The organism is Streptomyces sp. BE303, from assembly GCF_036290945.1.
Classification (GTDB): Bacteria; Actinomycetota; Actinomycetes; order Streptomycetales; family Streptomycetaceae; genus Kitasatospora.
Map to the genome: position 1 here is coordinate 15,547 of NZ_JAQYWZ010000382.1, position 16,040 is coordinate 31,586.

Consider the following 16,040-nt stretch of genomic DNA (forward strand, 5'->3'; position numbering starts at 1 on the left):
ATCGACGCACGAGCACCGTGCGTCGATCACCGTCGTCGATCCGGTCGTTGATCCGGTCGTCGATCCTGTCCTCGATCCGGTCGCCCATCGCCGAGAGCGGGCGGGGGCGGGCGGGGGCGGGCCGGGTCCCGGTGGCCGCAGCACGCTCTAGGGGCGGATCTCCAGGGTGCAGCACTTCACGCTGCCGCCGCCCTTGAACAGCTCGGAGAGGTCCACCCCGATCGGCCGGAAGCCGCGCTCCCGCAGCCGGGCCGCCACCCCGGTCGCGGCCTCCGGCAGCACCACGTGCAGGCCGTCGCTGATCGCGTTGAGCCCGAACACCGCCGCGTCCGCCTCCTCCACCAGCACCGCGTCCGGGAACAGCCGCCGCAGCACCGCCCGGCTACCCGCGGAGAAGGCGCCCGGGTAGTACATGACCTCGTCGCCGTCGAGCACGCTCAGCGCGGTGTCGAGGTGGTAGAAGCGCGGGTCGACGAGGTCCAGGCCGATCACCGGCCGGCCGAGGAACTCCTGCGCCTCCGCGTGCCCTGCGGACTCGCTGCGGAAGCCCCGTCCGGCCAGCAGGTGGCCGCCGGTCAGCAGCAGGTCGCCCTCGCCCTCGTTGACGTGCTCCGGGTCGTGCGTCGTGAAGCCGTTCGCGCGGAACCACTCCAGGTAGGCCGGGCCCTCGGCGGCACGCTCGACGTTGCGGAACCGGGCACCGAGCACCCGGCCGTCGACGACGGTCGCACCGTTCGCCGCGTACACCATGTCGGGCAGGCCGGGCAGCGGGTCGATCAGGTCGACCCGGTGACCGAGCTCGCCGTAGAGCTCGTACAGCCGCTCCCACTGGGCGACGGCGAGGCCGGTGTCGACCGGCTTGGCCGGATCCATCCAGGGGTTGATCGCGTAGCTGACCTCGAAGTGGGTCGGACGGCACATCAGGTAGCGGCGCGGGCGGGAGGTGCGGGTCATGGCGGGGCTCCGGGAAGTGAGGGAGGTGAGGGAGGTGAGGAGACCGGGGAGACCGGGGGTGAGGGTCCGCCGGGGGCGGGTCAGGAGTCAGCGGGTCGCTCGGGGAAGTTCCGCAGGCCGCGCAGGGGGCCGGCCAGCAGCACCGCGCCGGCCGACAGCAGCACGCCCGCCATGATCCAGATGGTGGTGCGGGCACCGAGCACCTCGCCCAGCCAGCCGCCGAGCAGGGCGCCCACCGGGATGGCACTGAAGTTCACGGTCGAGGCGCTGGCCCGGATCCGGCCGATCATCTCGGGCGGGCAGTACGACTGGTAGAAGCTGCCGGCGATGACGTTCCCGGCGATCACCCCGCAGACCGCGACCGACCAGGCGACGGCGCTCGCCGCGAGCGGCAGCTGCTCGCCGGCCAACGGCAGCAGGAGGATGAACGGCGCGGCGACCAGTTCGCAGAGCAGCAGCCCGCGCGCCGTGCCGAACCGCCGGGCGATCCGCCCGGCCAGCGCCGCACCGGCCAGGCCGCCGATCGACACCACCGCGAAGACCATGCCGATCCCACCGGGCGTCACCCCCACGCTGCGGACCAGGAAGACCGTCTGCACCGCCTGGATGCCGTTCAGCCCGAGGTTGCCGACGGCACCGAAGGTCGCCAGCGTGCGGAGGTACGGGTCGTGCGCCAGGAAGCGGACGCCCTCGCCGATCTCCCGCAGGATGCCGCGCCGTTCGGAGACCGGCGGCGGCGTCTCCTCGGCCTTGATGGTGCCCACGCAGAGCGCCGACACCAGGTAGGTGACCGAGTCGGCGAGCAGCCCGCTGGCCGCGCCGAACACCTGGGAGAGCAGGCCCGCCAGACCCGGCCCGGCGATCTCCGCCGCGGAGTCCCCCGAGCGCAGCTTGACGTTGGCCTCCAGCAGGTCCTGCTTGGCGACCAGCGCGGGCAGGACGGCGCCGTAGGCGGTGGAGAAGAACACCTTGACCGCACCGGCCAGCAGCGCCACCGCCACCAGCTGGGCCATGGTCAGGGCGTCGAACCAGCCCGCCACCGGCACGCTGCCGAACAGCAGCAGCAACAGCAGGTCGCAGACCAGCATCACCTTCAGCCGGGGCCAGCGGTCCACCCAGGCGCCGGCCAGCAGACCGAGGAAGAGCCAGGGCACCCAGGCGGAGGCGGTCAGCACGCCGACCATGAACGGGGAGGCGTCGAGGGTCACGACGGCGACCAGGGCGAGCGCGACGTTGCCGACGGCGGTGCCGAGGCCGCTGGTCGTCTCGCCGATCCAGAGCTTGCGGAAGTCGCCCTGCGCCCAGAGGCCCCAGCGGCTCCTCCTCGGCGGGTCCGCCACGGGCGGCGGGACGGAGACAGTGGTGGTCATGACGGGGTCACTCTCCAAGCTTCTCGGCCAGCACGGCAGCGATCCGTGCGACGGGGTCGGGCTGTGTCATGGCGCCGTGCTCGCAGGCGATGCGGTGGAGCGTGACGCGGCCGTCCACGTACGGCCGCCAGGCCGCCTCGTAGGGCCAGTCCGCGGGCTTGTCGAGGGTGGCGCCGAAGAAGACGGCGTCGCCCCGGTAGCGGTCCGGCACGTGTTCGGCCATCAGCTTGCGGTGGTGTTCGAAGACGTCGGGCAGGACGCCGGCGGCCTCGCCGAGCAGCGCGGTGAGGTCGGCCTGCCCGCGTCCGTCGGCCGGGTCGTAGCCGAGCGAGACGAGCAGCTCGGCGAGGGTGTCGACGGGGTCGTCGGACGGCGGGGCGTCCGCGTACCCGGCGGGGTCGGCCGGCACGCCGTCGAGGAGGGCGAGCAGCGCGACCTCGGCGCCGTCGGCCTGGAGCCGGACGGCCATCGCCTGGGCGACGACCGCGCCGAAGGACCAGCCGAGCAGGTGGTACGGGCCCTCGGGCTGGACGGTGCGCAGCTCGCGCACGTAGTCCTCGGCGATCTCGGTGACGGCAGCCGGGGAGCCGCCGCGCAGGCCGCGGGCCTGGAGGCCGTAGACCGGGCGGTCGGGGCCGAGGTGGCGCAGCAGGCCCGAGTAGACCCAGCTGATGCCCGCGGCGGGGTGGACGCAGAACAGCGGGGCCCTGCTGCCGCCGGCGCGGAGCGGGAGCAGCACGTCGAGGGCGTCGGCGGGGTCCGGGGCGCCGGGGGCGCCGGCGGCGGCCGACGGGCCGTCCGCCGCGTCCAGGCGGCGGGCCAGGCCCGCGACGGTGGGGGCCTCGAAGAGGGCCCGCATCCCGAGGTCGGTGCCGAAGGCGGTGCGGATCCGGCCCAGCAGCTTCATGGCGAGCAGCGAGTGGCCGCCGAGGTCGAAGAAGCCGTCGTCGACGGAGACGCCGGGCAGTCCCAGGACCTCCGCGAAGAGGCCGCAGAGCCGTTCCTCGCGCGGGGTGCGGGGCGGGCGTCCGGTGGGCGAGGCGGCGAAGTCCGGGGCGGGCAGGGCGCGGAGGTCGACCTTGCCGGCGGCGGTCAGCGGCAGCGCGTCGAGGAGCACGACGGCGGACGGGACCATGTGGGCGGGCAGCGACTCGGCGGTGAAGGCCCGCAGCTCGGCCGGGTCGAGGGGGGTGTCGGGCGTGGCTCCCGGGCCGGTGTCCCGGCCGGTTCCCCGCGCGGCGGATCCGCCGTCGGCGACCACGTAGGCGACCAGGCGGGGGCCGGCGGCGCCGTCCTCGCGGGCCGTCACGGTGGCGGCGTGGACGCGTGGGTGACGGGAGAGCACGTGCTCGATCTCGCCGGGTTCGACGCGGAAGCCGCGGATCTTGATCTGCTGGTCGGTGCGGCCCAGGTAGGCGAGGGCGCCGTCGCGGGTGCGGCGGACCAGGTCGCCGGTGCGGTACATCCGCTCCCCCGGCGCGCCCACGCCTGCGGCGAAGGGGTCGGCGACGAAGCGCTCGGCGGTCAGGCCCGGGCGGCCGAGGTAGCCGCGGGCCAGGCCCGCCCCGGCGAGGTACAGCTCGCCGGGGACGCCGACGGGCACCGGGTTCAGGTGCTCGTCCAGCACGTACGCCCGAGTCCCGAGGACGGTCCGCCCCAGCGCGGGGCGATCGGTGTCGGCGAACGGCTGGGTGAGCGCGTCGACGGTGGACTCGGTGGGCCCGTACAGGTTGTACGCGGCCGTGGCGGGGGCCTCCCGCAGCCTGGTCCAGAGCGACTGGCCGACGGCCTCGCCGCCGAGCAGCAGCACCCGCGGCGCCGGCGCGGCCAACAGGCCCTCGTCGAGCAGCTGTTCGGCGTAGGAGGGGGTGATCTCCAGGACGTCGACGCGCTCGGCCCGGACGTGCCGGACGAGGGCGGCGGCGTCGCGGCGGACGTCGTCCCCGAGCAGGTGCAGTTCGTGGCCGGCGACCAGCCAGAGCAGGCCGTCCCAGGAGGCGTCGAAGCAGAGCGAGGCGGTGAGGGCGACGCGCAGGCGGCCGTGGGCGCGCTCGGCCGCGCCGATCGGGCCGGTCGGGGCCCGGTGCGAGGCGAGCAGGGCGGCGATCGAGCCGTGGCTCACCACCACGCCCTTGGGGCGGCCGGTGGAACCGGAGGTGTAGACGACGTACGCGGCGTCCCCGGCGGTGGCGCGGGGGGCGCGGGGGGCCGGGGTCCGGGGGGCCGGGGTGCGGGGGGCGGCCGTCCGCTCGGCGGCAGCGCGGGCGGCGGCGGGGCCGTCCGCCGGGCCGGGGCAGAGGGTGGCCAGGCCGTCCAGCAGTTCGGGCAGCGGCCAGCGGTCGTCGGTGAGGACGAGCGCGGGCGCGGCGTCGGCGAGCATGGCGGCGGTCCGGTCGGCCGGGTACTCGGCGTCCAGCGGGAGCGAGGCGGCGCCGGACCTGAGGACGGCGAGCACGGCGACCACCGTCTCGGCGGACCGCGGCAGCGCCAGGGCGACCACCGACTCGGGGCCGGCGCCCGCCGCGACCAGGCGGTCGGCCAGCCGGTCCGCGAGCGCGTCCAGCTCGGCGAAGGTCAGCCGGGTCCTCCCGGAGACCAGGGCGGTCGCGTCCGGCGTCCGGGCCGCCAGGGCCGCGAAGGCGTCCGGCAGCAGCGGCGACTCGGCCGGCGGCGCCGCCGCTCCGGTGAGGAGTTCCGCGCGCTCGGCGGCGGAGAGCAGGTCGGCGCGGCCGATGGACTGTTCGGGGCGGGCGGCCACCGCGGCCAGCAGCCGGCCGAAGCGGACGGCGATCGACTCGACGGTCTCCCGGTCGAACAGGTCGGTCGCGAAGTCGATCGCGCACTCCAGTCCGGCGGGCGCGCCGTCGGCGTCGAAGGACTCCCCCATACCGACGGAGAGGTCGAACTTCGCCTCGTACCCGCCGACCGGTTCGACGGTGGCCGGCAGGCCGGCCAGGTCGAGCGGTGCGTCCCCGGCGCCGCCCGGCGTGCCGCCCTGGAGCAGCAGCATCACCTGGAAGAGCGGGTGGCGGGCCAGCGAACGGGTGGGGTTGAGCTCCTCGACGAGTCGCTCGAACGGCACGTCCTGGTGGGCGTGGGCGTCGAGTTGGGCCTCCCGGACGCGGTGGAGCAGCTCGGCGAAGGCCGGGTCGCCGGACGTGTCGGTGCGCAGGACGAGGGTGTTGACGAAGAAGCCGACCAGGTCGTCCAGCGCCTCGTCGGTGCGGCCGGCGACGACCGAGCCGATCGGCACGTCGGTACCGGTGCCGAGCCGGGTGAGCAGCGCCGCCAGGCCCGCCTGGAGGGTCATGAACATCGTGACCCGGTGCTCGCGCGACAACGCGACCAGCGCCCGGTGCAGTTCGGCGCCCAGCGGGAGGACCACGCGGTCGCCGCGGTGGCCGCTGTCGGCGCGGCGGGGGCGGTCCACCGGGAGCGCGAGCTCCTCCGGGAGGTCCGCCAGGGTCTTGCGCCAGTAGGCGAGTTGACCGGCGGCGCGGCTCCCGGGGTCGGTCTCGTCCCCGAGCAGGGCGCGCTGCCACAGCGCGTAGTCGGCGTACTGGACGGGGAGTTGACGCCACCCGGGGGCCGAGCCGTCGCGGCGGGCGGCGTACGCCTCGGCGAGGTCGCGCAGCAGCGGGCCCATCGACCAGCCGTCCCCGGCGATGTGGTGGAGGACGAGGACGAGCAGGTGCTCGTCCGGGGCGAGCGGGAGCAGGTGGGCGCGGACCGGGAGGTCGGCGGCCAGGTCGAAGGGGATCGCGGCGCAGGCGGCCACGGCGGCGGCGGGGTCGGCGGGCGGGGCGGGGTGGCGGTCGAACGGGACGTGGGCCCCGGTGGGCGGAACGATCCACTGGTGGGGCTCGCCGTCCTGCTCGGTGACACGTGTGCGCAGGCTCTCGTGCCGGGCCGCCAGGTCGCCGAGGGCCGCTTCGAGGGCGGTCGGGTCCAGTGCTCCGGTGAGGCGCAGCGCGATCGGGAGGTTGTAGAGGGCGCTCGGGCCCTCCATCCGGTCGATCAGCCAGAGCCGTCGCTGGGCGAAGGAGAGCGGCAGCCGCTCCGGGCGCTCGCCGGCCGTCAGGGCCGGCCGGGCGTCGGAGCCGTCCAGCCGCCGGTCCAGGCCCGCCACGGTCGGGGCCTCGAAGACGTCCCGGATCCCCAGCTCGGCGCCGAGCGCCGAACGGACCCGGCTGACCAGCTTCATCGCGAGCAGCGAGTGGCCGCCGAGGGCGAAGAAGTCGTCGTCGATCGAGACGGTCGGCAGCCCGAGGACCTCGGCGACGAGGCCGCAGAGCAGTTCCTCGCGGGCGGTGCGGGCGGCCCGGCCGCCGGCGAAGAGCCCGAAGTCCGGGTCGGGCAGGGCGCGGCGGTCGATCTTGCCGCTGCCGGTCAGCGGCAGCGTGTCGAGGGTGACGACGGCGGACGGCACCATGTGGGCGGGCAGCGACTCGGCGGCGAACCGGCGCAGTTCGAGGGCGAGTTCGGTGCCGGGCGCGGCCGTCGCGCAGTGGGCGACGAGGCGGCGGTCCCCGTCGGCGCTCTCGTGCAGGGTGACGACGGCCTGACGGACGGTCTCGTGGCGGGCGAGCACCTGCTCGATCTCGCCGAGTTCGATGCGGAAGCCGCGCACCTTGACCTGGTGGTCGGTGCGGCCGAGGTACTCGACCCGGCCGTCGCGGGTGCGGCGGACCAGGTCGCCGGTGCGGTACATCCGCTCCCCCGCCGCGCCCGCCCCCGCGGCGAAGGGGTCGGCGGCGAAGGGGTCGGCGACGAAGCGCTCGGCGGTCAGCCCCGGGCGGCCGAGGTAGCCGCGGGCCAGGCCCGCCCCGGCGAGGTACAGCTCGCCGGGGACGCCGACGGGCACCGGGTTCAGGTGCTCGTCCAGCACGTACGCCCGAGTCCCGAGGACGGTCCGCCCCAGCGACGGGCGGTCCGAGTCGGCGAACGCCTGGATCAGGGCGTCGACGGTGCACTCGGTGGGCCCGTACAGGTTGTACGCGGCGGTGGCGGGGGCCTCCCGCAGCCTGGTCCAGAGCGACTGGCCGACGGCCTCGCCGCCGAGCAGCAGCACCCGCGGCGCCGGCGCGCCCGGCGGGACCTCGCCCGGCAGGCCCCCGCCCGGCAGGAGCTCGTCCAACAGGCCCTCGTCCAGGAGCTGTTCGGCGTAGGACGGGGTGACGTTGACGACATCGACGCCCGTCTGCCGGAGGTGGCGGACCAGCGCGGCGGGTTCGCGGCGCAGCTCGTCGTCGATCAGGTGCAGTTCGTGGCCGGCGACCATCCAGAGCAGGCTGTCCCAGGAGGCGTCGAAGCAGAGCGAGGCGGTCAGTGCGGCGCGGAGCCGGCCGTGCCGCCGCTCGACGTCGCCGAAGGTGTCGGCCCGGTGCGCGGCCAGCAGGGCGGCGATCGAGCCGTGGCTCACCACCACGCCCTTGGGGCGGCCGGTGGAACCGGAGGTGTAGATGACGTAGGCGGCGTCGGACGGCCCGACCCGGGCGGGGAGGGCGTCGGCGGGCTGCCCGGCCCACAGGTGCTCGTCGGTACGGAGCTGCGGGAAGCCGTCCAGGGCCTCCGGCAGCGGCCAGGCCGCGTCGGTGAGGACGACCGCCGGGCGGGCGTCGGCCAGCATGTGGGCGGTGCGGTCGAGGGGGTGGTCGGCGTCCAGCGGCAGGAAGGCGGCGCCGGCCTTGAGCACCGCGAGCCGGGCGACCACCGTGTCCGCCGACCGGGACAGGGCCAGCGCGACCAGCGACTCCGGGCCGAGGCCGGCCGCCGTCAGGCCGTGGGCGAGACGGTTGGCGCGGGCGTCGAGTTCGGCGTAGGTCAGCCGGGCGCCCCGGAAGACCAGGGCGGTGAGCTCCGGCGTGCGGGCCGCCCGGTCCTCGAAGACGGCCGGGACGAGCGGCCGGTCGGCGGGCGACGGCCGGGCGCCGCCGAGCAGTTCGGCGCGCTCGCCCTCGGCCAGCAGGTCGGCGCGGCCGATCCGCTGCCCCGGCCGCTCGACCACGGCCGCCAGCAGCCGGCCGAAGCGGGCGGCGATCGACTCGACCGTCTCGCGGTCGAACAGGTCGGTGGCGTAGTCGATCGCGCAGTCCAGTCCGGCGGGCGCGCCGTCGGGGCCGAAGAACTCCTCCAGCGTCACGTTCAGGTCGAACTTGGCGACTCCGGTGCCGGCCGGCAGCGACTCGGCCCGCAGGCCGGCCAGCTCCGGCTCGGCCTCCTCGGTGGACTGCAGGACCATCGCCACCTGGAAGAGCGGGTGGCGGGCCAGCGAACGGGTGGGGTTGAGCTCCTCGACCAGCCGCTCGAACGGCACGTCCTGGTGGGCGTAGGCGCCGAGGCCGGTCTCCCGGACCCGGCCGAGGAGTTCGGTGAAGGTCGGGTCGCCGGAGGTGTCGGTGCGCAGGACGAGCGTGTTGACGAAGAAGCCGACCAGGTCGTCCAGCGCCTCGTCCGAGCGGCCGGCGACGACCGAGCCGATCGGCACGTCGGTACCGGCGCCGAGCCGGGTGAGCAGGGCTGCCAGGCCCGCCTGGAGGGTCATGAACATCGTGACCCGGTGCTCGCGCGACAACGCGACCAGCGCCCGGTGCAGTTCGGCGTCGATCGGCATGGCCACCCGGTCGCCTCGGTGATCGGCGCGGGCGCCGCGCGGGCGGTCCGCCGGGAGGGCCAGCTCCTCCGGGAGGTCTGCCAGGGTCGCGCGCCAGTAGGCGAGTTGACCGGCGGCGAGGCTCTCCGGGTCGGTCTCGTCCCCGAGCAGGGCACGCTGCCACAGCGCGTAGTCGGCGTACTGGACGGGGAGTTGACGCCACGCGGGAGGCTCGCCGTCGCGGCGGGCGGCGTACGCCTCGGCGAGGTCGCGCAGCAGCGGGCCCATCGACCAGCCGTCCCCGGCGATGTGGTGCAGCGCCACCACCAGGACGTGGTCCTCGGGGGCGATCCGCAGCAGGGTGACGCGGACGGGCGGCTCGGCGGCCAGGTCGAAGGGGCGGCGGGCCGCCCGGTCGACCTCGGCGTCGACGGCCCCGGGCGCGCAGTCGAGGAGTTCGACCCGCAGGGGCGCCTCGGCGGGGGTGAGGATCCGCTGGTGGGGCTCACCGTCCTGCTCCGCGATGACGGTGCGCAGGCTCTCGTGCCGGGCCGCCAGGTCGCCGAGGGCCGCTTCGAGGGCGGTCGGGTCCAGTGCTCCGGTGAGGCGCAGCGCGAGCGGCATGTTGTAGAGGGCGCTCGGGCCCTCCATCCGGTCGATCAGCCAGAGCCGCTGCTGCGCGAAGGAGAGCGGCAGCCGCTCCGGGCGCTCGCCGGCCGTCAGGGCCGGCCGGGCGTCGGAGCCGTCCAGCCGCCGGTCCAGGCCCGCCACGGTCGGGGCCTCGAAGACGTCCCGGATCCCCAGCTCGGCGCCGAGCGCGGTGCGGACCCGGCTGAGCAGCTTGGTGGCGAGCAGCGAGTGGCCGCCGAGGGCGAAGAAGTCGTCGTCGACGGTGACCTCCGCCAGGCCGAGGACCTCGGCGAACAGCCCGCAGAGAATCTCCTCGCGCGCCGTCCGGGCGGCCCGGCCCCCGGTCGCGGCGGCGAAGTCGGGGGCGGGCAGGGCGGCCCGGTCGAGCTTGCCGTTGACGTTGAGCGGCAGCGCGTCCAGGGTCACGAAGGCGGCCGGGACCATGTAGTCGGGCAGGGCGGCGGCCGCGTGGGCGCGCAGCGCGGCCGGGTCGAGCTGCGGCGTGCCGACCACGTAGGCGACCAGCCGGGTGCCGGCCGCGCCGTCCCGGTGGGGCAGCACGGCGGCGCGCAGCACGTCGGGGTGGGCGGTGAGAGTGGTCTCGATCTCGCCGGGTTCGATCCGGAAGCCGCGCACCTTGACCTGGTGGTCGGTGCGGCCCAGGTACTCGACCCGGCCGTCGGGGCGGCGGCGGGCGAGGTCGCCGGTGCGGTACATGCGCTCCCCCGCCGCTCCCGCCGCTGCGCCGAAGGGATCGGCGACGAAGCGCTCGGCGGTCAGGCCCGGGCGGCCGAGGTAGCCGCGGGCCAGGCCCACCCCCGCCAGGTACAGCTCACCGGGGACGCCGACGGGCACCGGGTTCAGCTGCCCGTCGAGGACGTACGCGCGGAGGTTGGGCAGCGGGCGGCCGATCAGCGGGCGGCCGTCGGCGGTGAGCCGGTGGTACAGCGCGTCGACGGTGCACTCGGTGGGGCCGTACACGTTGAGGACGGCGGTGTCGGGGGCGGCGGCGAGGACGCTCCAGAGGGACTGGCCGAGGGCCTCGCCGCCGACCATCACGAGGGCGGGCGGGCAGACGGTGAGCAGGCCCTCCTCGACCAGCCGTTCGGCGTGGCCGGGGGTGATGTCGAGGACGTCGGCCCCGGTGCGCGCGAGGTGGCGGACGACGGCGGCGGCGTCGCGGCGCAGGTCGTCGTCCAGTACGTGCAGCTCGTGGCCGGCGACCATCCAGAGCAGCGCTTCGAGTGACGTGTCGAAGGACAGCGAGGCGGTCTGGGCGAAGGTGAACCGCCGACCGGGGCGGGCCTGTTCGGCGACGGTGACGGTCTCGGTGCGGTGGAAGGCGAGCAGGTTGGCGAAGCCGGCGTGGCGGACCACGACGCCCTTGGGGCGGCCGGTGGAGCCGGAGGTGTAGATGACGTACGCGGCGTTCTCGGGGCCGGCCGTGGCCGGAAGGTCACCGGCGGGCCGGTCGGCCCACGCCTCCGGGGCGGCGGGCAGGACGGGCAGGCCGTCCAGCACCTCGGGCAGCGGCCAGTCGTCGGTGGTGAGGACGGCCGCCGGGCGGGCGTCGGCGAGCAGGTAGGCGATCCGGTCGCGGGGGTAGTCGGCGTCCAGCGGCAGGAAGGCGGCACCGGCCTTGAGCACGGCGAGCAGGGCGACCACCGACTCGGCCGACCGGGGCAGCGCGAGGGCGACCACCGACTCGGGGCCGACGCCGGCGGCCCGCAGGCCGTGCGCGAGGCGGTTGGCGCGGGCGTTCAGCTCGGCGTAGGTCAGCCGGGTGTCCCGGAAGACCAGGGCGGTGAGCTCCGGCGTGCGGGCCGCCCGGTCCTCGAAGACGGCCGGGACGAGGGCGTCGGGCGCGAGGCCGTCGGGGACGAGGGCGTCCGGCCCCGGGCGGGCGGTGCCGTGCCAGTCGGCCAGGGCCGCCCGGCCGGCCTCGCCGAGCACGTCCAGCTCGGCGACCGGGAGGTCCGGGCGCTCGGCGACCTGGGCGAGGATCGCGGTGAGGGCGGCGGCGAGCCGCTCGGCGGTGCTCCGGTCGAAGAGGTCGGTGGCGAACTCCAGGCCGCCTTCCAGCCCCGCCGGGGCGCCGTCCGGGTGATGGCGTTCGGAGAGGTTGAGGGTGAGGTCGAAGGCGGTGGTCGGCAGGCCGAGCGGCTCGTAGGCGGTGCGGGTGCCCGGGAACTCCGGACCTCCGCCGCCGGTGGTGTTGTCGAAGGCGATCATCACCTGGAAGAGCGGGTGGCGGGCCAGCGTGCGGGCCGGGTTCAGCTCCTCGACCAGGCGCTCGAACGGCACGTCCTGGTGCGCGTAGGCGGCGAGGTCGGCCTCCCGGACGCGGGCCAGCAGCTCGGCGAAGGTGGGGCGGCCGGCGAGGTCGGTGCGCAGCACCAGGGTGTTGGCGAAGAAGCCGACCAGGTCGTCGAGGGCCTCGTCGAGGCGGCCGGCCAGCGGGGTGCCGATCGGCAGGTCGTCGCCGGCGCCGAAGCGGTGCAGCAGGGTGGCGTACGCGGCCTGGAGCACCATGAACAGGGTCGCCCCGTGCGCGGTGGCCAGGGCGGCCAGCCGGGCGTGGAGGGTCGCGTCCAGCTCCAGCGGGACGACGTCGCCGCGGTGGGTGGCGACGGGCGGGCGGGGGCGGTCCGCGGGGAGCGGCAGCTCGTCCGGCAGGCCGGCCAGGGCCTCGCGCCAGTGGGCGAGCTGACGGCCGAGCGGGCTGTGCGGGTCGGTGTCGGAGCCGAGCAGCCGGTACTGCCAGAGGGTGTAGTCGGCGTACTGGACCGGCAGCGGTTCCTGGACCGGCCGTTCGCCGCCGAGCCGGGCCGTGTAGGCCTCGGTGAGGTCGTGGAAGAGCGGCCGCAGCGACCAGCCGTCGCCGGCGATGTGGTGCAGGACCAGCAGCAGGACGTGCTCGTCCGCGCCTTCGGGCCGCAGGTAGGCGTGCAGCGGGACGTCGGCGGCCAGGTCGAAGGTGTGGCCGGTGAGTTCGTCGACCGGGCGGTCGGTGACGGTGAGCAGCGGGCCGGGCGGGGCGGGCAGCACCCGCTGGTGGGGGACGCCGTCGTGCTCGCCGAAGACGGTGCGCAGGGCCTCGTGCCGGTCGACGACGTCGCCGAGGGCGCGTTCGAGGGCGGCCGGGTCGAGCGGGCCGGTCAGCCGCAGGGCGAGGGTCACGTTGTAGGTGGCGGCGGGGCCCTCGGCCCGGCCGAGGAACCAGAGGCGGCGCTGGGCGAAGGACACCGGCAGCCGTTCGGGGCGCTCCTCCCGGCCCAGCACGATCCGGGCGGGGCCGGCGGCGGACCCTGCGGACCCGGCACGGCCGACGGAGGCGGTGGCGGCGGCGGGCCCGGTCGGGCCGCTCGGCCCGGCGGCGAGGCGGGCGGCGAGGGCGGCCACGGTCGGCGCCCGGAAGAGGTCGCCGATGGCGAGTTCCGCGCCGAGTTCGGTGCGGGCCCGGCCGACCAGGCGGGTGGCGAGCAGGGAGTGGCCGCCGAGTTCGAAGAAGTCGTCGTCGACGGTGATGCCGTCGATGCCGAGGATCTCGCCGAAGAGTGCGCAGAGGGCGCGCTCGCGGTCGTCGCGCGGGGCGCGGCCCGCGGTGTCGGCGGCGAGGTCGGGGGCGGGCAGGGCGCGCCGGTCGACCTTGCCGTTGGCGTTGAGCGGCAGGGCGGGGAGCACGACGACGGCGGACGGGACCATGTACGCGGGGAGCGTCCCGGCGGCGAACTGCCTGAGCTCGGCGGCGAGTCCGGACGCGCCGTCCGGGGCGGCGGCGCAGTAGCCGACCAGCCGGGTGTCACCGGGGCGGTCCTCGCGGGCGATCACGACGACCTGCCGGACGGCGGGGTGGCGGGAGAGCACCGCCTCGATCTCGCCGAGCTCGATCCGGAAGCCGCGGATCTTGACCTGGCCGTCGATCCGGCCGAGGAACTCGACCGCGCCGTCGGCCCGGCGGCGCACCAGGTCACCGGTGCGGTACATCCGCTCCCCCGGCGTGAAGGGGTCGGCGACGAACCGCTCGGCGGTCAGCGCGGGCCGGCGCCAGTAGCCGCGGGCCAGGCCGGCCCCGGCGACGTACAGCTCGCCGGGGACACCGGCCGGGACGGGCTGCAGCCGCGCGTCCAGGACGTGGGCGCGCATGTTGTCGAGCGGGCCGCCGATCGGTGCGCGGGGGCCTGCCAGGTCGGCGGGGGCGAGGTGGTGGAACGTGGCGAACGTGGTGGCCTCGGTGGGGCCGTAGACGTGGGCGAGCAGCAGGTCGGGGCAGCGGTCGAGGACGCGGCGCAGCAGGGTGCCGGAGGCCGCCTCGCCGCCGGTGCAGACGGTGCGCAGGGCGGTGAAGGTCTCGGGGGCCTGCTCGGCGACCAGGTCGAAGAGCGCCTTGGTCAGGAAGACGGCGGTCACGTCGTGCCGGGTGGCGACGGCGTGCAGGGCGGCGGCGTCCAGGGTGCCGGGCGGGGCGACCACCACCGTGCCCCCGTTCAGCAGGGGCGTCCACAGTTCGTAGGTGGCGGCGTCGAAGGCGTGCGGGGAGTGCAGCAGGATCCGCTCGTGCCGGCCGTCCTGCCAGCGGCGGTCGGCGGCGAGGTCGACGACGTCGCGGTGGCGGACGGCGACGCCCTTGGGGGTGCCGGTGGAGCCGGAGGTGAACATCACGTAGGCGAGCCGGTCGGGGTGGACGGGCAGGCCCGGGTCGTGGTCGGGGGCGTCGCGCCCGTCGCCGGGCCGGACCACGGCGGCGGTGTGCGGGAAGCCCGGGTCCGCGCGGTCGGTGAGCAGGACGGGGGCGCCGGTGTCGGCGAGCAGGGCGGCCATCCGCTCGGGCGGCAGGCCGGCGTGCATCGGGACGTAGCAGCCGCCGGCCTTGAGCACGGCGAGGGTGGCGACGACCAGGTCGACCGAGCGCTCCATCAGCAGGGCGACCGGGGACTCGGGGCCGACGCCGCGGGCGATCAGGTGGTGGGCGAGCCGGTTGGCGCGGGCGTCGAGCTCGGCGTAGCCGACGGTGCCGCCGTCGTGGGCGAGCGCGACCGCGTCGGGGGTGCGGGCGGCCTGCGCCGCGAACAGGGCGGGCAGGGAGCCGGTCCGGACCGGGGCGGCGGTGGCGTTCCAGGTGTCGACCAGGAGGGTGCGCTCCTCGGGGCCGAGGACGTCGAGGGCGCCGATCGGGGCCGCGGGGTCGGCCGCCGCGGCGGCGAGCAGCCGGCCGAGCCGCTCGAACAGGGCGGCGACGGTGGCCCGGTCGTAGAGGTCGGCCGCGTACTCGACCGAGCCGGTGAGGCCCGCGGGGGCGCCGTCCGGGCCGTGCCGTTCGGTGATGCCGATGTTGAGGTCGAACTTCGCCACCCGCAGGCCGAGCGGCTCGGGCTCCGACTCCAGCCCGGGCAGGCCGAGTTCGCCCTCCTCGTGGTTCTGCAGGACCAGCAGGGTCTGGAAGAGCGGGTGGCGGCCGAGCACGCGGGTCGGGTTGACCTCCTCGACCAGCCGCTCGAACGGAACGTCCTGGTGGGAGAACGCGTCGAGCTGGGACTCCCGGACCCGGCCGAGGAGTTCGGCGAAGGTCGGGTCCCCGGAGGTGTCGGTGCGCAGGACGAGCGTGTTGACGAAGAAGCCGACCAGGTCGTTCAGCGCCTCGTCGGAGCGGCCGGCCACGCCGGTGCCGAGCGGGATGTCGGTGCCGGCGCCGAGGCGGGTGAACAGGGCGGCCAGACCGGCCTGGAGGACGGAGAACAGGGTGGACCGGTGGCGGCGCGCCAGATCGGCCAGCGCGGCGTGCAGGTCGGCGCCGTAGACGAACGGGACGGCGTCGGCGGCGCCGGTCGGGACGGGGGGCCGGGGGCGGTCGGCCGGGAGCTCCAGTTCCTCCGGGAGACCGGACAGGACTCCTCTCCAGTAGTCGAGTTGACGGGCCATCAGGCTCTCGGGGTCCGACTCCTCGCCGAGCAGCTCGCGCTGCCAGAGGGTGTAGTCGGCGTACTGGACCGGCAGCGGCTCCCAGGCGGGGGCGGAGCCGGCCAGCCGGGCCCGGTAGGCGGTGGCGAGGTCGCGCAGCAGGGGGCCGAGCGACCAGCCGTCACCGGCGATGTGGTGGAGCACGACGAGCAGCACGTGCTCGGTGGGCGAGAGCGAGAAGACCGTGACCCTGAGGGGGAGTTCGGCCGCCAGGTCGAAGGTGCGGGCGGCGGCCCGGTCCAGCACGGCGGGGTAGTCCCCGCCGTCCGGTCCCGGTGCGCAGTCCACCGTCTCGAAGGCGATCGACGCCTGCGCGGACGGCAGGATCCGCTGCACCGGGACTCCCCCGACCACCGGGAACACCGTGCGCAGGGCCTCGTGCCGGGCGACCACGTCCGCCGTCGCGGCGCGCAGCGCGGCGGTGTCCGGCGCACCGCGCAGCCGGACCGCGAACGGCAGGTTGTAGAGCGCGGTCGGCCCTTCGATCTGGTCGACCAGCCAGAGCCGCTGCTGTGCGTACGAAACCGGGATCACGG

3 protein-coding genes are annotated in these 16,040 nt (G+C 76.1%); all 3 read right to left on the bottom strand.

Going from position 1 to position 16,040, the window contains the following annotated elements:
• Positions 1–147: 147 nt before the first annotated feature.
• Positions 148–954, bottom strand: coding sequence for a dimethylargininase (gene ddaH, locus PUR56_RS06320; RefSeq protein ID WP_329948170.1), 807 nt, complete (start codon positions 952–954; stop codon positions 148–150).
• Positions 955–1,034: 80 nt separating this feature from the next.
• Complete coding sequence (locus PUR56_RS06325; RefSeq protein WP_329880699.1) at positions 1,035–2,324, bottom strand: MFS transporter; 1,290 nt, start codon at positions 2,322–2,324, stop codon at positions 1,035–1,037.
• A 7-nt stretch (positions 2,325–2,331) separates the two neighbouring features.
• The gene (locus tag PUR56_RS06330) at positions 2,332–16,038 is read right to left on the bottom strand and encodes a non-ribosomal peptide synthetase (protein WP_329948171.1); all 13,707 of its coding nucleotides are present in this window, start codon (positions 16,036–16,038) and stop codon (positions 2,332–2,334) included.
• Positions 16,039–16,040 lie beyond the last annotated feature (2 nt).

Coding starts and splice junctions, on each gene's coding strand:
- ddaH (WP_329948170.1), bottom strand. CDS start 954: ATGACCCGCACCTCCCGCCCGCGCCGCTACCTGATGTGCCGTCCGACC.
- PUR56_RS06325 (WP_329880699.1), bottom strand. CDS start 2,324: ATGACCACCACTGTCTCCGTCCCGCCGCCCGTGGCGGACCCGCCGAGG.